12 protein-coding genes are annotated in these 19,251 nt (G+C 42.4%); 11 read left to right on the forward strand and 1 reads right to left on the reverse strand.

Annotated elements, in window-relative coordinates:
- Positions 1-209 precede the first annotated feature (209 nt).
- The 3 genes from rpmE to TW85_RS04785 all read left to right on the forward strand — a co-directional run bounded on the left by rpmE (position 210) and on the right by TW85_RS04785 (position 2,720).
- Positions 210-425 (forward strand): 50S ribosomal protein L31, encoded by a 216-nt coding sequence (rpmE, locus tag TW85_RS04775; RefSeq protein WP_046016066.1) that lies wholly within the window; start codon positions 210-212, stop codon positions 423-425.
- A gap of 22 nt (positions 426-447) precedes the next feature.
- A complete protein-coding gene (locus TW85_RS04780) occupies positions 448-1,260 on the forward strand; it encodes a thermonuclease family protein (protein ID WP_046015960.1) in 813 nt (270 codons plus the stop codon).
- 197 nt (positions 1,261-1,457) lie between these two features.
- On the forward strand, positions 1,458-2,720 hold the full coding sequence (locus TW85_RS04785; RefSeq protein ID WP_046015961.1) for a malic enzyme-like NAD(P)-binding protein: 1,263 nt from the start codon (positions 1,458-1,460) through the stop codon (positions 2,718-2,720).
- Positions 2,721-3,355: 635 nt separating this feature from the next.
- On the opposite strand, the gene TW85_RS04795 is transcribed toward TW85_RS04785, so the two are convergent.
- Positions 3,356-5,815, reverse strand: coding sequence for a penicillin-binding protein 1A (locus TW85_RS04795; RefSeq protein WP_046015963.1), 2,460 nt, complete (start codon positions 5,813-5,815; stop codon positions 3,356-3,358).
- 413 nt (positions 5,816-6,228) lie between these two features.
- Between TW85_RS04795 and TW85_RS04800 the strand changes: the two genes are divergently transcribed.
- The 8 genes from TW85_RS04800 to TW85_RS04835 all read left to right on the forward strand — a co-directional run bounded on the left by TW85_RS04800 (position 6,229) and on the right by TW85_RS04835 (position 19,150).
- Positions 6,229-7,263: a hypothetical protein gene (locus tag TW85_RS04800; protein WP_046015964.1), complete on the forward strand. Its 1,035-nt coding sequence runs from the start codon at positions 6,229-6,231 to the stop codon at positions 7,261-7,263.
- Positions 7,235-8,158 (forward strand): hypothetical protein, encoded by a 924-nt coding sequence (locus TW85_RS04805; protein ID WP_046015965.1) that lies wholly within the window; start codon positions 7,235-7,237, stop codon positions 8,156-8,158. The genes TW85_RS04800 and TW85_RS04805 overlap by 29 nt, the downstream gene beginning before the upstream one ends.
- Positions 8,148-9,335, forward strand: a complete 1,188-nt coding sequence (locus TW85_RS04810; RefSeq protein ID WP_046015966.1) for a type II and III secretion system protein — start codon at positions 8,148-8,150, stop codon at positions 9,333-9,335. The genes TW85_RS04805 and TW85_RS04810 overlap by 11 nt, the downstream gene beginning before the upstream one ends.
- A gap of 42 nt (positions 9,336-9,377) precedes the next feature.
- The gene (aroK, locus tag TW85_RS04815; RefSeq protein ID WP_082828010.1) at positions 9,378-9,923 is read left to right on the forward strand and encodes a shikimate kinase AroK; all 546 of its coding nucleotides are present in this window, start codon (positions 9,378-9,380) and stop codon (positions 9,921-9,923) included.
- Positions 9,923-11,023 carry a 3-dehydroquinate synthase gene (aroB, locus tag TW85_RS04820; RefSeq protein ID WP_046015967.1) on the forward strand — a complete coding sequence of 367 codons (1,101 nt, stop codon included), beginning with the start codon at positions 9,923-9,925 and terminating at the stop codon, positions 11,021-11,023. Before aroK ends, aroB begins: the two co-directional genes overlap by 1 nt.
- Before the next feature lie 43 nt (positions 11,024-11,066).
- Positions 11,067-12,692, forward strand: a complete 1,626-nt coding sequence (locus TW85_RS04825; RefSeq protein WP_046015968.1) for an AAA family ATPase — start codon at positions 11,067-11,069, stop codon at positions 12,690-12,692.
- A gap of 469 nt (positions 12,693-13,161) precedes the next feature.
- Complete coding sequence (gene gltB / locus TW85_RS04830; protein WP_046015969.1) at positions 13,162-17,613, forward strand: glutamate synthase large subunit; 4,452 nt, start codon at positions 13,162-13,164, stop codon at positions 17,611-17,613.
- Between the two features lie 115 nt (positions 17,614-17,728).
- Positions 17,729-19,150, forward strand: a complete 1,422-nt coding sequence (locus TW85_RS04835; RefSeq protein ID WP_046015970.1) for a glutamate synthase subunit beta — start codon at positions 17,729-17,731, stop codon at positions 19,148-19,150.
- Positions 19,151-19,251: the final 101 nt, after the last annotated feature.

Raw genomic sequence — 19,251 nt, forward strand, 5'->3', positions numbered from 1 at the left:
TAAACTTTTTTTAGGTTGAACGCCTGATAAGCGCAAGAATCAATGCAAAATAACTTGCCGAAAGTGCTAATGACGCCTAAAATACGCGGCTCTTGGAACCAGTGTACAATGTCTGTACAACAAATTGTGCGGTGCTTGACTCTCTTTTAACCTTAGATGTTATTAGACAAGATCATGTGGCGGCACACCAAAACTTAAAGGCGATCGTTATGAAAAAAGATATCCATCCTACTTATACAGCGATTACAGCAACTTGTACTTGCGGTAATACACTAAGCCTAAACACTACTTTAGGTAAAGATCTTCACATTGATGTGTGCAGCCAATGCCACCCTTTCTACACAGGTCAGCAAAAAATGCTTGATACTGGTGGTCGTGTTGATCGTTTCAACAAGCGTTTCGGAGCGCGTCGTTCTTCTAAGTAATATTTTTATATTATTTAATCGAATGATTAACTCTCAAAAAAAGCGTCAACCTTGGTTGGCGCTTTTTTTATGCCTGCTCATAACTGGTGTTATTTTTAGTTCTCCCTCATTCGCATCAGCTGCCCCTTCTTTATGTTTAGCTAAAGGCCAAGTAACCAAAGCGTTTGTTACCCGTGTTGTTGATGGGGATACGCTTATTTTAAAAGCAGAAAATGGTGAAAAAGATAAAAGTATTAGGCTGGTTGGCGTTAATACACCTGAACTCGACCATAAAGCAGGGCAACATCAGGCATTCGCTTGGCAAGCTTTTCAGTTTTTAAAGTCTTTTGAGAATAAGTACATCTATTATCAAGAAGGTCCTGATAAAAGAGACAGATATGGACGCTATTTATACTACTTATTTGATATTGATCGAATTTCAATAGGAAGTCGGTTAATATCTCAAGGATTAGGTTATCGAATTGCGATACCGCCAAATATTAAATACCAATCTTGTTTAATTAAGGCAGAAGCACTGGCGCAAGAGCAGCAGCTCGGCGTTTGGCGCAAGAAACAACAATGGCAGCCACAAGCGGGTTTTGTTGTCGCAAATGTAACCATAACTTCTGTTACCCGCAACCGTGGTGGATGGTGGCTAAAAACCAAACAGGGTTTAGTTATCAATTTACCCAAAGCTTATGCTGATCAGTGGTCCGAATCTAGCGTCTTCCATTTAGAGGAGCAGCGCCTTCAAGTGAGAGGATGGCAATATTTTAGAACATCTAAAAAAGCCGAACATAAGTCATGGGTTTTGTTGATAAAACACCCCAATGATTTGCAGTTAGTACTAGAATAGGACGGGTCCCAGAATAATATTGCAAAATATTAGTGTTTTTTCACGATATGAAAATTTTATTCTGGTATTTATTCTCTAAAAGAGAAACTATATACAGATAAGTTATTATTGGTTTTAAACCAATAAAGTTAGAGTAAAGCTGCACTAAAAAAATAATCTAATAATTGTCTAAAAACACCTAAACGGAAATCAATACAATGGCCGAAGATTTGAAACAAGCCGCGCTTGAATATCATGAACACCCAGTTCCAGGAAAGCTAAGTGTGACTATCACTAAGTCTACAGAGACAGCTCGTGACCTGTCTTTAGCGTATAGCCCTGGTGTTGCTGAACCTTGCCGTGAAATTGCAAAAGATCCTGAAACAGCGTATCGCTACACAGGTAAAGGTAACCTAGTTGCCGTAATTTCTGATGGTTCTGCTATTCTAGGTCTAGGTAATCTTGGCCCATTAGCTTCAAAACCAGTTATGGAAGGTAAAGGCGTACTTTTCAAACGCTTTGCTGGTGTTAACTCGGTTGATGTTGAAGTTGAATCTGAAAGCCCTCAAGCTTTTATCGATACTGTTGCTCGCATCGCGAACACATATGGCGGTATCAACCTAGAAGATATTAAAGCACCTGAATGTTTTGAGATTGAGCGTCAGCTGATCGAAAAATGTAGTATTCCTGTGTTCCATGATGACCAACACGGTACAGCGATTGTAACGGCTGCGGGTCTATTAAACGCACTTGAGCTTCAAGGTAAAGATATTGCGACTGCAAAAATCGTTTGCCTAGGTGCGGGTGCTGCTGCGACGGCATGTATGAAACTTATCATCAGCTGTGGTGCACAACGTGAAAACATTTATGTATTGGACCGTAAGGGTGTGATCCACTCTGGTCGTGATGACCTAAACCAATACAAGGCAATGTTCGCTATCGATACTGATAAGCGTACTCTGGACGATGCAATTGATGGTGCTGATGTATTTATCGGTGTATCTGGTCCTAACCTATTGTCTGCAGAGCAATTAACAAAAATGGCTGCTAACCCAGTTGTCTTTGCTTGTTCTAACCCAGATCCAGAAATCAGCCCAGAATTGGCTCACGCAACACGTGATGATCTAATCATGGCAACAGGTCGTTCTGACTACCCTAACCAGGTAAACAACGTACTTGGCTTCCCATTCATCTTCCGTGGCGCACTAGATGTTCGTGCGACTAAGATCAATGAAGAAATGAAAGTTGCTGCTGTACATGCGCTTAAAGATCTAGCGAAAGAGCCAGCACCAGCTGACGTTATCGAAGCCTACAACGGTGAAGTAATGGAATTTGGTAAGGCTTACATCTTGCCTAAGCCACTAGATAGCCGTCTATTGACTGTTGTATCTGGTGCTGTTGCACAAGCTGCTGTTGATTCAGGTGTAGCGTCTCTACCCTACCCTGACTTCTACCCACTAACAGATCTAGAACGCTTCTAAGACTGTTATTAGGTATTGAAAAAGCCGGATTTAGATCCGGCTTTTTTGTGTCTATAGAAAAAGAGCTTTACTCTATAGGCATAGCAAATGAGGCATGCTTAGTGGTTTTACGATTTACCTCAGGTATTTAAATAAAGACCTTTGTTAAAGTTGAGCGAGTAATAACAGTTATATTATTAATGCAAACGGGCATGGAGGCCTAAAATAAGATGAATAAGTATATTAAAAACCTCCCCATCCTGTTAAAAGGCTTAGGTCTTGCCTTCAAGAACTTTTTTAGCCGAAAAGATTGGGGGGGGGTGAAAAATAAACCCTCTAAAAAGTTGCAACCTGTTGCTAAACGGACTAAGAGTAGGGATTGGGATTGGGCTAGGGCTAGGGATAGGAGAAGTTAAAGCGATTAGATCACTAATGTTAGTGTGATCTATTCATTTTGAGGTCTGATTTTAGGGGCCTAAATTTGGATTTTAACAGCGGGCTCTTGGGCATTTAAAACTGGAGCGCTGTTGTGCAAAGCCTTTTCTCCTTCGCTGCCATCCTCTTCTTTAACGCTTGCTAGCAAGTGAACACCTTGTTGAAGGTTTCAACAAGGTGTGGGTAAGGTGTTTGAGGTGATGGGAGTAATCTAAGTTGAATTAGAAAAGCTCTTCTAAAATAGGCTCTTCTTTGGCTTCAATGATTTCATTAATGCCGGCATTATCAGAACTAATGGTGCCGGTTTGGGTACTGGCTAATTTCATCTCTGGCACATTCTCTTCGCGGAAAACTTCAAAGATGGCATCTTTTTGGCCAGGCTGTGCGCGATCTCCTGTTTTAGGGTCGATTCTCACTGTGACTAGGCTTGAGGGTTTGTCGATGTAAGAGGGCTCGGTATTGGCCAAGGCATCACGCATATATTCTATCCAAGTTGGCAATGAAACTGACCCGCCCCATTCGCCACGGCCAAGAGGTTGTGAATTGTCAAAGCCGCTCCATACAGTGGTCACTACATCCCCATTAAAGCCTGAGAACCAAGCATCACGGCCATCGTTAGTGGTACCTGTTTTACCTGCAATATCATCGCGCTTAAGTACACGGGCACGTCGACCTGTACCGTATTTAATTACATCACGCATCATGTCATAGACGATGTAATCCACTTCTGGGTCTAGCACCTGAGGAGCAACGGGCAGGGTTTGAACCCCTTCATCTGTGTCGAATAGGGCACTTGCTAGCGATTCTTCTGTTTCTTCTTCAAGCTCAAGTGGTGTACAACGTTCGCACACAGTAATAGGTCTGGAACGATATAATTCTTCACCATCACGGCCTAATACCTTGTCGATAATATAAGGTTTAACTTGGAAACCACCGTTAGATAAGACAGCGTAACCTGTGGCAATTTGTAAGGGAGATAAGTTAGCACTACCAAGCGATAAGGACAGGTTGTTGGGCAACTCTTGTGGATCAAAGCCAAAACGACGTAGGAATTCAAGCGTTGGCCTCACTCCCATTTCGTCCAGCAATCTTACAGACACAATATTTTGTGAGCGATACAAGGCTTGGCGAATTCGAGTGGGCCCATAAAATTTGCCGCCATCGTTCGTCGGACGCCAAGCACTGGCAAGGTTAGGGTCGTTAAAGACTACAGGCGCATCATTAATAATGCTCGCCGCGCTATAACCAGATGAAATCGCGCTAGAGTAGATAAAAGGTTTAAAACTAGAGCCAGGTTGGCGTTTAGACTGAGTCACACGGTTAAACTTGTTATGACTAAAGTTAAGGCCGCCCACTAAGGACTGAATGGCGCCATTTTTGCTGTTTAATGAAATAAGCGCGCTTTGTGCTAATGGAATTTGAGAGAGCTTCCAGCCAAGTTTGCTATCAGGTTTGACACGAACAATATCGCCTTTTACCAAGATGTCTTGAACTGACTTTGGTTTAGCACCTTGTTGGTCATTATCAATAAAGGGTTTTGCCCATTTCATTGCATTCCAGCTAAGTTCTGCTCTTTCACCGTTATCAAGACGAATTTCTGCGGTTTTCTCTTCAGTCGATAACACTAAAGCAGATTGCCATTTGCCAACTTTAGAGAACTTCTTTAGCTCTTTAACTTGCTCTTCTAGCGGCGCTTCAACAAGGTCAGGACGGGTTTCATCTGAGCCGCGATAACCATGGCGTTCGTCATAACTTGAAAGGCCGAAAAGAATCGCATCATTAGCAGACTCCTGTAAACGAGAGTCTATCGTGGTGTAAACGCTCATACCTTCTTCATAAAGGGCTTTACCAAAGGTTTGGAATAACTCTGCACGCACCATCTCAGCCACATAATCCGCGCTAACTTCAGATTGTATACCATAGTTCTTAGCGGTGATCGGAGCAGCTACCGCTTCTTCGTAGCTGTCTTTATTAATCATGCCGAGGAAAAGCATGCGCTGTAAAATCCAGTTACGGCGAATCAAAGCACGGGAAGGGCGGTTGATAGGGTTAAAGCTTGAAGGCGCTTTGGGCAAACCCGCAATCATGGCGATTTGTGCCAGATTTAGCTTATCCAGTGTGGTGTTGTAATAGACTTGCGCTGCGGCTTGGAAACCATAGGAGCTTTTGCCCAAGTAAATTTTATTCATGTAGAGCTCAAGGATTTCTTGCTTGGAAAGCTCTTGCTCCATTTTTAACGCGATAATAATTTCGGTAAATTTACGGACGAAGGTTTGCTCAAAGGTAAGGAAGTAGTTTCTCGCAACCTGCATTGTGATGGTACTACCACCACCGACAATGTGTCCTGTGGTAAGAATTTGCAGCGCTGAACGTGCCAAACCCATAATGTCGACACCTGGGTGACCATAGAAGTTACTGTCCTCGGCTGCAAGTACGGCACCTTCTAACATCGCCGGAATTTCTTCATAAGAAATTGGGGTGCGACGCTTTTCTCCAAATTCTTCGATCAACTTACCATCTAAGGTGTAAATTCGCAGAGGCACCTGTAATTCGGTTGCTCGCATTTCTTCAACGGTAGGGATTTTATCTTCAACGCTTTTGTAAAAAGCATAAGAGATACCAACAGCTGAGATTGCGCCAAACAAAGAGAGTAATAAGAATATTTTTAAAAAACGGGCCATGTCTCACCTAGGTTGGAGAAATTGTAAAAAGAACAGTATTAACAATTGACCAGATTATACCTAATTGTGCTTAGCTTGCGTGTATTAAGTTGGCTTATCTCTGTATCAATTTTGTCATTGTTTTGAGTCTGTTAGCTGTAAAAGGTTTCATTTTTACAAAGTAAAATACCGTCAAGGAGCCTATTCTTAAGTGACTTTAGAGGTAAAGGGCTAAAACATGATATGTGTTTTTGTTTTATAGGAGAAAATAAACTATTTTATTTGAGTAGAAGAATCATTTAATTCATTTATAAAAAGATAAGGTCAGCAATAACTTAGCCTGATGCTGGTCGCTATAGTAGGGAAGTTTATTGCTAGGAGTGGCCAGTAAATAGATATGATTATGAATTAACACAAAATTCAAGGATGGATTTATGTTGTTAACAAAGTACTACCTATTGGTGTGCTTACCCGAAGGTATTCATTTTTATGATTTAAACCTTGATAACAAACAGGGTTATAAATCTTTAGCTGATTTGCTGTTATTACAGCAAAGTTTGCATTTGTCGATGGATGACTATCTATCTCAAGGTATGTGTCTTGAATTAAGCAAACAAGAAAGAAAGTTGCTTACATCCCCTTTATGCCAAGTGTTTCTGCTTGTGCCAGATGCTTGGATTAGATCAATTGAAACTCAACTCCCCTTAACTAATTCCCGTCAGGTTAAGAGTCTTGCCGCCTTAGCTTTAGCGTCCGAAGTCAGTCATTTAGCGCCAGAACGAGTTTGTTATCGCTATAGTGCTAATGAGAAGGATGATGAATGGTTGCTTAGTGTCACAACCGCGTCAAAAGGTATTTATGATGTTATTTGCGACAAGTTGCCAAAAGCTTCCCGTTTTAAAGGAATTGTCTCTCAGCAAGACTGCTTTCAGCTATTTACAGGTCAAAGCGTAAAACAACCTCATAAAGCACTGGCTGCTTTAAGTATCACGCCAAGTATTAAGCAAGCCAGTATTACTGCTGCGCAGTATGCCCAACGTTGGGTGGCTTTGCTCTGCATGGTTTTTATTTCACAGCTAGTTTTATTATTTAGCTATGAGTCTGAAAAGCAGGATTTAGAGGCCGCCGCTTTTCGTCTTGAACAAGCCCAACTCAATAGTGTGTCCTTGGCACAGGTTCGTCCTAATCAGGCCAGCCTAGTTGCTAAAAAAATGATGCAGCTATTGCCTTTAGATATACGCATAAACTCTATATCTAATGAGAATGATGTTTCATGGCTGGGCATTAGTGTTGATAGTGAACAATTACTAACTAGTTTTTCAGTTTGGCAAAATAAATGGAAAAATGTGCAGCTGACACTTATGGATGAGTGGCAGCAACCTATTAACCTTGAGGATATTAAGCAAGCATATCCGACGACAAGAACAAGGAGTGTTCTAAATGTTGTTATTCAAATCCAGCAAAAATAACAGGTCTCTTATCACGGGGACTGAAAATAGCCGAGTTCAGATGAGGTCTTTAGGGTGGCCTCCAATTAGCTTAGCAACTGTGGTTCTCGCCTTTATCTTGGCAAGCTTAGCTTGGTACCCAAGTTTTATCAGTCTTAAAGAGGAAACCTTAGCGCTTGAACAAGATCAAAAAAAGCTACTTAGGCAAAGTAAAATATTACAAAGCCTTTTAGATAAATCGAATCATCCTATCTGGCTGGATAATTATTCTTGGTTAACCTGGCAGGCAGAGACAGAAAGAGCGGATCTGTTTCGCAACAGTATTCTTAGTCATAAGGATAAAGGAGCGACTCCCTTATTGTTTTATATTTCTTTGCAAGGGGCTTCTAGTTACCAAGAATGGATGACGATATTAAATAAGTTATTTGATCAGTATTCATTACGACCGAGTTATGAGCAGATTTATTGGTTAGAAAGTGGTTTGTTAGATATGAACTTACAATTGCAGTTCGTACCAAAGAAGTTTGCTGTGAAAAAGTACCAACCTCTACCTAACCGGTTTTACCAAACCTGGCCAAAAGATATTGAAGTACTTGCTGCTTTGAAGTGGCAAGATAAACGTATTCTTAAAATGCGAGTAGAGGAGAGGGACCTTTCTTTGGAGCTTGGAGATTGGGTGCCTGCTTTAGCGGCTAATTTGGTGTCACTTAGTGATAAACAGGCTGTTTTTCAACAGCAATATATGAGTTCAACTTTTGTTGACCAAGCACAGCCTAATCTGGTTCTAAATTATTTGAACACAGCAGACTTGTCCGATGTAAATTTACAACTTGATTTGGAGAGGGGCAAACAGGGTCAAGTAGAGGAACTTCCTCAAGTAGCACTTCGATATGAGGGGCTGGAGGATGATATTTAGGTTGTGGTTTTTCATTATCTCTTTCTGTGTACCTGCTTTTGCAATGGATGTGCAGGTAAAGGATAAAAGTATTCAAGACTTTTTACCTTGGCTAGCGGCAGAAACAGGTAATAGCCTTATGTTAAGTCCTGCGATTAAAGTAAATTTAAGCTTGTCTTTAACTGGGGTTAGTTGGTCAGAACTCATAGAGTCGATTGCGACTCAGCATAAGTTAGATTTAGCTTGGTCAGAAAATACGGCGATCTTGATGCCGAAAGCACTCATATCTGATGAGCCAAAATCTGAGATTGAAGGTCAGGGTAAAGAAAGTACACCATGTGTCACTCGCTTTTGGCACCTTGAGCATGCACTCGCCGAAAAAGTTAGCCAGCACTTGAAACGCCTATATCCAGATTTAGTGACCTCCTTCGATAAAAGAACTAATTCCATAGTTAGTCGTAGCTGTAGAGAGCTTCATGCTTTGGAAGAGACCGTTACTTGGCTTGATTCACCGGTTAGGCAGATAGAAATTAGTGCGCGTATTGCGCAGGTTCAAAATGCGACTGAAAAACAGATAGGAGTTGAGTGGCAGGGGCAAATGTTAGGTGACACCTTGTCTACGGCTGAAGGGCTTGTTGATCTTGCAACGACGGGAGCGACTTCAGGCTTATCTTTTGCGGTTACGAAAAGTGATGATCTGTTGGCGTTAAACTTAAGTTTCTTAGAATCTAATGGTCTGGCGAATATCGTCTCTGAACCTAAAATTGTGACGGCAGAAGGGCAAATGGCCCGTATTGAATCTGGTACAGAGGTGCCTTATCAAACGAAAGATGACGATGGAACTAGGGTGGAGTTTAAGCAGGCAGGTTTAACCTTAGAAGTTATCCCCTTTGTGAAAAAGGGCGACAAGGTTCAGCTTAGTTTAAAAATACATCAGGATGCAGTGGGAGAGATGTATAATGGTGTGCCCAGTATTGAAACTAACCGAATTAATACTCAGGTGGTTGTCGGTAACGAAGAGACATTAATTCTAGGTGGCATATATAGGGATGAAGTATGGGAAAGTATGAGTAAAGTTCCATTTTTGGGAGACTTACCTTTGGTCGGAGCCTTGTTTAGACAGCAGACCCAAAGGCAAGAAAAAGTCGAATTACTTGTATTTATTACTCCAAAACTGCTACAAATGTCTTATTACTAGGCTATGGCCTATCTCTGTTTAATTCTGATGTATTTGAACATAATGAATAATGCCCCCAATATCATTCTAGTTGGCCCAATGGGCGCTGGAAAAACGACTATAGGTCGTTTATTGTCACAATCACTTGGTCGTGAGTTCTTCGATTCCGACCGAGTCATCGAAGAAAATGCAGGGGCTGATATCCCATGGATTTTCGATAAAGAAGGTGAAGATGGTTTCCGTCGACGTGAAACTCAAGCCTTACATGATCTGACCCAAGAATATGGCTCTACTATTGTTATGGCGACAGGTGGTGGTGCGGTAATGCGAGATGAAAATCGCGACATTCTTCGCAAAGGTGGCCTAGTGGTTTACCTATATGCTTCTGTTGCTCAGCAACTATCTCGTACTTCAAAGAGCAATCACAGGCCGCTGTTGCAAAACGGTAATCCAAAACAAGTCTTAACAGATTTGTTTAAATTACGTGATCCCTTATACCGTGATGTCGCTGGTTTGATTGTTGAAACTGATTCCCGTAATCCAAAAGTGGTTGCTAATAAAGTTTTAGATGCAATAAAGCGTCACTTAAATAAAGAGAGTGCTTGTTAATGCAAACCTTGAATGTCGATCTTGGTGATCGTAGTTACCCTATTTATATCGGCGCTGGTGTACGTCACAAAAAAGAATTGTTTGCAGATGCCATAAAAGGCAAGCAAGTGATGATAGTGACCAATGAAACAGTAGCGCCATTGTATTTAGATGCTTTGGTTAACCTGTTAGCAAATGATTACCAAGTTGATACCTGTATTTTGCCTGATGGTGAAAGTTATAAAACCTTAACTACTTATGAAATGATCATGACGCGTCTGCTAGAAGCACGTCATAATCGTACTACTACAATTGTTGCTTTAGGTGGCGGTGTAATTGGTGATATGGCAGGTTATGCCGCTGCTACCTATCAAAGGGGTGTTAACTTTATTCAGGTGCCTACCACTTTATTATCTCAGGTTGATTCGTCTGTTGGTGGAAAAACGGGTGTTAATCATGCCCTAGGTAAAAATATGATAGGGGCTTTTCACCAGCCTCAAGCCGTGATCATAGACACGGATTCACTCTCCACACTACCCAAAAGAGAACTGTCAGCCGGCATGGCTGAGGTGATCAAATACGGTATGATTTGCGACCTAGAATTCTTTGATTGGCTTGAAGCTAACATGGAAGCATTAATGGCTTTATCTCAAGAACATATTAGCGATGCTATTTATCGTTCTTGTGCAGCTAAAGCTCATGTTGTTGCTCAAGATGAAAAAGAAAATGGTATTCGCGCTATTTTAAATCTAGGTCATACCTATGGTCATGCGATAGAAACAGAAATGGGTTATGGTGTTTGGCTGCACGGCGAAGCTGTTGCGGCAGGAACCATGATGGCATTGGATCTATCTTGGCGTATGGGTAATTTAACAGACGAAGATTTGGTCCGTAGTCAGGCTATTTTAAAAGCGGCAGGTTTACCTACTTTACCGCCAACGGATATGACGCTGGCGTCTTTTGTGCGTTGTATGTTGGTTGATAAAAAGGTGCTTGATGGTAGTTTGCGCCTTGTGCTTGTTAAAGCATTAGGTGATGCCATAGTAACATCAGACTTTCCAATGGCTATGTTTGAAAGTGGTGTAAATGATGCGTTAGAATTTAGCCAATCAATCGCATAAAAGGTATTGGGATCAGTATTGCAGAGGATTAGCAAGGGGACGAATGGCTGAATCAAGTTTTCAGTTTGATTTAGACGAAGCATTAGATCAGCAGCCTAAGGTTATGCTGAGGGATCCTTTCGCCTCAATATCTGCTCCCTACTTCGCCACTGAAGAGCGAAATCAACAACTTGCCTTACTAGAGCATCTAAGCCGTTACAGTTCTATGCTGTTTGTTGTTGAGGGTGTTAAAGGCAGTGGTAAGACTGCCTTTATGGAAGAGTTTGCTCGCCAACAATCAGACATTGCGATTATCAGCCGTGTTAAAGGCGGCATGTTAATGACAGCAGGTCAGCTGTTGGAGAACATATACAAGGGCTTCCCAGAAGGGGTTAATGGCTTAACCATAGACTCAAGTTTTGGTCCTTTATTAAAGTTCGCTAAAGACAGAGAGCAAGTTGGCCAAAGCGTCTTACTGCTAATAGATAATGCCCATGAGTTAAATACAGATGCCGTCACCATGCTATTGGACATGATTGCATTAGCCAACGAGAACCAAGCGGTTCCTCATGTGGTTCTATTTAGTGAGCAACCGATACAGAGAAACTTAGACTCTTATCAAAAGTCTCGCTTTGATCAACTTAGTCATTCCCAAACACTTTCTCCTTATAGTTTTGAGCAGACACAAGCTTATCTATTACATAGAGTGCGAAGTATAGGCGGTGAAATTAATCTGCCTTTTAATGAGCGCCAGCTAAAAACTATTTTCCAAGAATCCGCAGGTTACCCTGGTGCGATCAATCAGGTTGCTCGACGTCTAATGGGCAAAGGTGCTGAAAAAAGTAAATTTAACTTGAGTCTTGGCCTTGGCTTAGGTTTCCCGCTTGTGCATATGGCGCTTTTATCTGTTGTTATGCTGGCGATCTTAATCACAGTTATTTTTAATGATTCAGAATCTAAAAGCAGCACAAAAACCACAGGTAAGGTTATTCCTTTAACGAGTAACTCTCAGTTAAGTAGTAATCAGAATCGTACCTCTTCAACCATAGCGAAAATTGAACAGGTACAAAGAGGGTTAGAAAACAATAAGGCTATCTCGTTACCGCCGATTCCTATGGATGCCAGAGTGCCTCCTAAGTCAGAGCCTGAAAAGACAACAGATACAAGTATTGCCTCTACGGCGAAAACGCTAGCAACTCAAGCGTTGGCAAATACTAATGTGACTACTCCTAAGAGTGCTGAGCCTAAGGTGACCCAGCCTAGTGTGTTGACGACCCAAGGACGAAGCACCAGTGTTGTTGCTGCCCCGATTGTTAGCAATACTCAGCCAAGAGTTGCTAACAATCCGGTAAAACAAGAGAGTGCTGTTGCCAGTGCACAAGCCGACAGGTTTGATAAAACGACTTGGTTACTAGGGCAAAACCCAAACCGCTATACTTTACAGCTATTAGGTACACATACCTTATCGACCGTGAAGGATTTTATTCGGGATCAGGGTAGTTTAGATGGTCTTTCCTACTTTGAAACTGTGCATAATGGCCGAGAATGGTTTGTTGTTGTATACGGTTTATACCGTAATCGAAGCCAAGCTATTGCTGGAATTGAAGCTTTACCAAGAGATTTACGTGCTTTAACCCCATGGGCTAGAGGATTACGCGGAATTCAGCAGGATATACGTAAAGCTCAGTAATCTTGCCTTAAAATCTCTAAATCTTGGCTCTAAACAGGCTTATCAACTGATAATCTCTTCGAAATCGTATGATTTTTAATCAAAAACGTCCTTAATTTACCAAAAACAAGCAATAATCTGCTTTAAAAGGCAGAAAAAACCATTTTCCACTGAAATTTCTGTTCGAACAGAATAATTTTCTGCTGAGTAAAAAGCTCACCAGATAAAATGCTTTCTTTTGCTGCTTTCTGTCATTAAAACACCCCTAAATCCCTATAAAATAACAGAAACTTTGATTTTGCTAATTTGAGCAAGCTAGATTTGCAGGGTACTATGGCCATCAAATTATAGTTGGCAATTTTTATCGACCATCATTCTCATCCTAAAAATGAGTCAGTCAGCCAACACAAAGATATTGCGATACAGTCAGCGATATCTTCAAAGAATTCTAATCTAGTTTTTTACGTTTATATTTTGTGGGAGTTGGCGTATGAATACAGGTCTTTACCGTCCTGGTGAGTTCAAAGACAACTGTGGCTTTGGTTTGATCGCTCATATGGAAGGCGATGCTAGTCACGATTTGTTGAAAACAGCCATTGAGTCATTAACTTGTATGACACACCGTGGTGGTATCGCGGCAGATGGAAAAACAGGTGATGGTTGCGGATTGTTAATCCAAAAACCTGATGGTTTTTTACGTGAAGAAGCATACAAGCTGTTTAATCACACCTTATCTGATTTGTATGGTGTGGGTATGGTGTTCTTGGATCAGGAAGAAGCCCTGGCAAATGAACAGCGTGATGTTTTAAGTAAAAGCTTACAAGATCAAGGTTTGAAACTAGTGGGCTGGCGTGAAGTGCCAACTGATCCTGCTTGCCTTGGTGAGATTGCGATTGATTGTTTACCTCGAATTGAACAGGTTATTATTGATAGTAACCGTATGGACGCGCGTACCTTCGCAACTCGTTTGTTTGTTGCTCGTCGCCGCGCTGAAATTGCATTAACTCAATATGAAAACTTTTACATCTGCTCTTTATCTGACAAGGTTTTGTCTTATAAGGGTCTGATGATGCCGGTTGACCTACCTTCTTTCTATAAGGATCTAGGTGATGCACGTATGCAGACAGCTATCTGTGTATTCCACCAAAGGTTCTCCACTAACACCTTGCCAAAATGGCCATTGGCGCAACCTTTCCGTATGGTTGCTCATAACGGTGAGATCAATACGATTGATGGTAACCGTAACTGGGCTTTGGCGCGTTCTAGCAAGTTACTTTCGCCGCTTATCCCTGAAATGGAAGAGCTAAAACCTTTGGTAAACACTACGGGTTCTGACTCTTCTTCTATGGATAATATGTTAGAGCTATTGGTAACTGGCGGCATGGATATCTTCCGTGCAGCACGCATGATTATTCCACCTGCATGGCAGAACGTGGAAAACATGGACCCTGACCTACGTGCTTTCTATGAGTACAACTCAATGCACATGGAACCTTGGGATGGCCCAGCTGGTTTGGTAATGTCTGATGGTCGTCATGCTGTATGTATGCTTGACCGTAATGGCTTGCGTCCAGCGCGTTGGGTTATGACCAAAAATGGCTATATGACAGTGGCTTCTGAGATAGGTACTTATAACTACAAGCCTGAAGATGTTGTCGCTAAAGGACGCGTTGGCCCTGGCCAAATGCTAGTGGTTGATACTCAAACAGGTAAAGTACTGCATACTGCTGATATAGATAGCCGTTTGAAAGTCGCACATCCTTACAAAAAATGGTTGAAGCAAGAGTCGATTCGTATCGAATCTCTATTAGTTGAATCTAAGCAAGAATTTGAACACTTCACATCAGAAGAAATGCTGGAATATCAAAAAATGTTCCAAGTAAGCTTTGAAGAACGTGAACAAATTTTCCGCCCGTTAGCAGAAAGTGGGCACGAAGCGACCGGCTCTATGGGTGATGATACGCCTATGGCAGTTATGTCTAGCCGTACACGTCCTGTTACTGATTACTTCAGACAGAAGTTTGCTCAGGTAACCAACCCGCCAATCGATCCACTACGTGAATCTATTGTTATGTCGTTGGAAACGTGTATTGGTCGTGAACGTAATCTGTTTGAAGAAACACCAAAACACGCAAACCGTATCATCATGTCTTCGCCGATATTATCGCCGCGTAAGTTCAGCCGTTTATTGGCAATGGATGACTACAGATTCCGTTTGGTACGTCTAAACACTAATTATAATCCAGATGATGTTAGCCTAGAGCAAGCGATTAAAAACTTGCAAGCAGGTGCTGAAGAAGCCGTATTAAACGGCGCTGTGATTGTTGTACTGACAGATCGTGATATTGAAAAAGGCATGCTGCCAATTCCTGCGCCTATGGCGACAGGTGCAGTGCATCACCATTTAACACAAGCTGGTTTACGTTGTGACACTAATATCATTTGTGATACTGGTTTTGCCCGTGACCCGCATCAATTTGCTGTCTTGTTAGGCTTTGGTGCAACGGCAGTTTATCCATACCTAAGTTTCCGTTTGATCAACGACATGATTGATAACGGTGAAGTGCTAGGTAATCCGATTAGTTGCCACTCTAACTACCGTAAGGGTATTAACAAAGGTTTGATGAAAATCCTATCTAAGATGGGTATTTCGACTGTCGCTTCTTACCGTGGTGCGCAATTATTTGAAGCAGTTGGTTTGGCACAAGAGGTAATCGACCTTTGCTTTAAAGGGGTTGCTAGCCGAATTCAAGGAGCTAAGTTCGTTGACTTCCAAGCAGAGCAAGCACGTATTGCTGTGAATGCATGGAAACAGCGTAAGCCGATCGAGCAGGGTGGTTACCTTAAGTATGTTCATGATGCTGAGTACCATGCCTTTAACCCAGATGTGGTTCGTAATCTGCAGGCGGCAGTGAAAAGCGGTGAATTTAAAGATTTCGAGAAATACACGGATCTAGTCAATAATCGTCCCGCTTCTATGTTGCGTGACTTATTTGCTATCTCTGATGATGCTAAGCCAATTGAGCTTGATTCGGTTGAATCTGCTGATGCTATTTTAAAGCGTTTTGACTCAGCGGGTATGTCCTTAGGGGCCTTGTCTCCAGAAGCTCACGAAGCGTTGGCACAAGCAATGAACGAGCTAGGTTGTCGCTCTAACTCTGGTGAAGGTGGTGAAGATGCATCCCGTCACGGTACAGAACGTCGCTCTAAGATTAAGCAAATTGCCTCAGGCCGTTTTGGTGTGACACCCGAATACTTGGTTAATGCTGAAGTGCTTCAGATTAAAGTGGCACAGGGTGCTAAACCAGGTGAAGGCGGTCAGTTACCAGGTGGTAAAGTAAATGGACTGATTGCGCGTCTGCGTTATGCGGTTCCTGGTGTGACACTGATTTCACCTCCTCCGCACCATGATATTTATTCAATCGAAGATTTAGCTCAGCTGATTTTTGACTTGAAACAGGTAAACCCAGAAGCACTCGTTTCTGTGAAGCTAGTATCTGAGCCGGGTGTAGGAACAATCGCTGCAGGTGTTGCAAAAGCCTATGCAGACTTGATTACTATTTCAGGCTATGACGGTGGTACTGCTGCGTCGCCGCTTACTTCTATTCGCCATGCGGGCTCTCCATGGGAACTAGGTTTAGCAGAAGCACAACAAGCGCTTCGTGCTAACGATCTACGTGGCAAGATTCGTCTACAAACAGACGGTGGCCTAAAAACAGGTTTAGATGTTGTTAAAGCGGCTATCTTAGGTGCTGAAAGCTTTGGCTTTGGTACCACACCTATGGTTGCTATGGGTTGTAAGTTCCTACGTATCTGTCACCTAAATAACTGTGCGACTGGTGTCGCAACTCAAGATCAGCATCTTCGTGATGACTACTTCTTGGGTACTGTGGACATGATCAAGAACTTCTTCCTATTCATGGCAGAAGATACACGCCAATGGTTGGCTAAGTTAGGTGTCGCGACGCTACAAGACCTGATCGGCCGTACTGACTTATTAACCATTTTAGACGGTGAGAACGACAAGCAAGCTGGCTTGGATCTGACTCCGATTCTAAATAATGATTTGATTCCTGCTGATAAACCACAGTACTGTGAAATCCCATTAAACCCACCACACGATAAGGGTGAACACGCACTTAAAATGTGGGAAGCGGTTAAAGGGGTGATCGAAGAGAAAGAAGGTGGTGAATTTGCCTTTAACGTGACTAACTGTGACCGTTCTATCGGTGGTCGTTTATCCGGTGAGATTGCTAAGCGCTATGGTAATCAGGGCATGAATGATGCGCCGCTTACCCTTAAATTGACTGGTACAGCGGGTCAAAGTTTCGGTGTTTGGAATGCGGGTGGTCTTAACATGTACCTAGAAGGTGATGCTAACGACTACGTAGGTAAAGGCATGACAGGCGGTAAGCTTGTAGTGCGTCCACCAAAAGCATCTGAATTCAAATCACAAGACAGTGCCATTATTGGTAATACCTGCCTATACGGCGCCACTGGTGGTAAGTTATTTGCAGCCGGAACAGCAGGCGAACGTTTTGCCGTGCGTAACTCAGGTGCCCATGCGGTAGTTGAAGGTGCGGGCGATCACTGTTGTGAATATATGACAGGTGGTTCTGTCACCATTCTGGGTAATACTGGCCATAACTTTGGTGCAGGTATGACAGGTGGTTTTGCTTATGTACTGGATATGGATCGTACTTTTGTAGATAAGTACAACCATGAATTGGTTGAAATCCACCGTATTGGCACTGAGTTAACAGAAGAATACCGTTCTCACTTACGTACAGTGATTGAGGGTTATGTTGCAGAAACGGGAAGTGAATGGGGCCATGAAATCCTAGACAACTTCTATGACTACATAGGTAAGTTCTGGTTGGTTAAACCGAAAGCAGCGAGCTTAGGTGCATTACTTGATAATACACGTGAGCGTCCAGAATAAATCGCTAACTTTGTGTTGGAGCCTAAACGCTAGGCTCCTCGTTTATCCAATCTACAATTTAAAGTGTTACTTGTTACGGTAAAACTGATAACAAGGACCATAGGAGATGCCGCTTATGACTGGGCGTTTAAACAACGTATTTCAATTCGTTGAAGTGGATCGCGAAGATCCGAGTAAAAAACCTTTAATCACACGTAAAGGTCAGTTTGTTGAGATTTATAAGCCGTTTGAAGAACCAGCGGCAAAAGAACAGTCTCACCGTTGTCTTGAGTGTGGTAACCCATATTGCGAATGGAAATGTCCCGTTCACAACTATATTCCTAACTGGTTAAAACTCGTCAGTGAAGGCAATATTTTAGAAGCGGCAGAGCTGAGTCACCAGACTAACTCTTTGCCTGAAGTTTGTGGTCGAGTGTGTCCTCAAGACCGTCTTTGCGAAGGTGCTTGTACCTTAGGTGAAGGTGGCTTTGGTGCGGTGACAATCGGCTCAGTTGAAAAATACATTACTGATACTGCCTTTGCTTTAGGCTGGCGTCCTGATATGTCGAAAGTGGTCCCTGTTGATAAAACAGTGGCGATTGTCGGTGCTGGACCTGCAGGCCTTGCTTGTGCTGATATCCTAGTGCGTAACGGTGTTAAGCCAGTTGTTTTTGATAAAAACCCAGAAATCGGTGGTTTGTTAACCTTTGGTATTCCTGAGTTTAAACTTGAAAAGACGGTTATGACACGTCGTCGTGAAGTGTTTGAAGAAATGGGCGTAGAGTTCGTTTTGGGTACGTCTGTCGGTGATGATGTTCCGTTTGAGCATGTGCTTGAAGAATACGATGCGGTATTCCTAGGCATGGGTACTTATAAGTACATGAAAGGTGGCTTCCCAGGTGAAGACCTACCAGGTGTACATGATGCACTAGACTTCCTTGTATCTAATGTGAATAAGAATCTCGGCTTCCAAGAAAACGAAGAAGACTTTGTTAACTTGAAAGGCAAAAAAGTGATTGTACTCGGTGGCGGTGATACTGCCATGGACTGTAATCGTACTTCTATTCGCCAAGGGGCTAAGTCTGTTCATTGTGCTTATCGTCGTGATGAAGAGAATATGCCGGGTTCACGTAAAGAAGTACAAAACGCCAAAGAAGAAGGTGTAAACTTCCTATTTAATCGCCAGCCTGTTGAAATTGTGGGTGATGGTAAGGTAGAAGGCATCAAGGTTGTTCAAACTCAAATGGGTGAGCCAGACGAAAACGGTCGTCGCTCAGCTGAAGTGGTTGAAGGTAGTGAAGAAATTCTACCTGCTGATGCAGTATTGGTTGCCTTTGGCTTCCAGCCAAGTCCAGCGCCATGGTTTGAGAAATTTGGCATAGATACAGATGCTCGCGGACGTGTTATTGCACCTAAGTGCAATAAGTTCATGTACCAAACAACCAACGAAAAAATCTTTGCTGGTGGTGACATGGTTCGAGGTTCTGACCTAGTGGTAACTGCCATTGATGAAGGTCGAAAAGCGGCTGAAGGTATCATGGATTACCTAGATATATAGGGTCTTGTTTAGTTAGGCTAAACGCCCAAATAGCCTAACTTACAGGGCTAAATTATATTTACAAAAAAACCGTTTTCTTAGCAAAATAAGGGGCGGTTTTT

It is taken from the genome of Marinomonas sp. S3726 (assembly GCF_000967665.1).
Lineage (GTDB): Bacteria > Pseudomonadota > Gammaproteobacteria > Pseudomonadales > Marinomonadaceae > Marinomonas.

What these genes read in the sequence shown, in the direction of transcription:
- TW85_RS04825 (WP_046015968.1), top strand. Translation starts at nt 11,067, where the DNA reads ATGGCTGAATCAAGTTTTCAGTTTGATTTAGACGAAGCATTAGATCAG.
- aroK (WP_082828010.1), top strand. Translation starts at nt 9,378, where the DNA reads ATGAATAATGCCCCCAATATCATTCTAGTTGGCCCAATGGGCGCTGGA.
- TW85_RS04795 (WP_046015963.1), bottom strand. Translation starts at nt 5,815, where the DNA reads ATGGCCCGTTTTTTAAAAATATTCTTATTACTCTCTTTGTTTGGCGCA.
- rpmE (WP_046016066.1), top strand. Translation starts at nt 210, where the DNA reads ATGAAAAAAGATATCCATCCTACTTATACAGCGATTACAGCAACTTGT.
- TW85_RS04810 (WP_046015966.1), top strand. Translation starts at nt 8,148, where the DNA reads ATGATATTTAGGTTGTGGTTTTTCATTATCTCTTTCTGTGTACCTGCT.
- gltB (WP_046015969.1), top strand. Translation starts at nt 13,162, where the DNA reads ATGAATACAGGTCTTTACCGTCCTGGTGAGTTCAAAGACAACTGTGGC.
- TW85_RS04800 (WP_046015964.1), top strand. Translation starts at nt 6,229, where the DNA reads ATGTTGTTAACAAAGTACTACCTATTGGTGTGCTTACCCGAAGGTATT.
- TW85_RS04785 (WP_046015961.1), top strand. Translation starts at nt 1,458, where the DNA reads ATGGCCGAAGATTTGAAACAAGCCGCGCTTGAATATCATGAACACCCA.
- TW85_RS04780 (WP_046015960.1), top strand. Translation starts at nt 448, where the DNA reads ATGATTAACTCTCAAAAAAAGCGTCAACCTTGGTTGGCGCTTTTTTTA.
- TW85_RS04805 (WP_046015965.1), top strand. Translation starts at nt 7,235, where the DNA reads ATGTTGTTATTCAAATCCAGCAAAAATAACAGGTCTCTTATCACGGGG.
- aroB (WP_046015967.1), top strand. Translation starts at nt 9,923, where the DNA reads ATGCAAACCTTGAATGTCGATCTTGGTGATCGTAGTTACCCTATTTAT.
- TW85_RS04835 (WP_046015970.1), top strand. Translation starts at nt 17,729, where the DNA reads ATGACTGGGCGTTTAAACAACGTATTTCAATTCGTTGAAGTGGATCGC.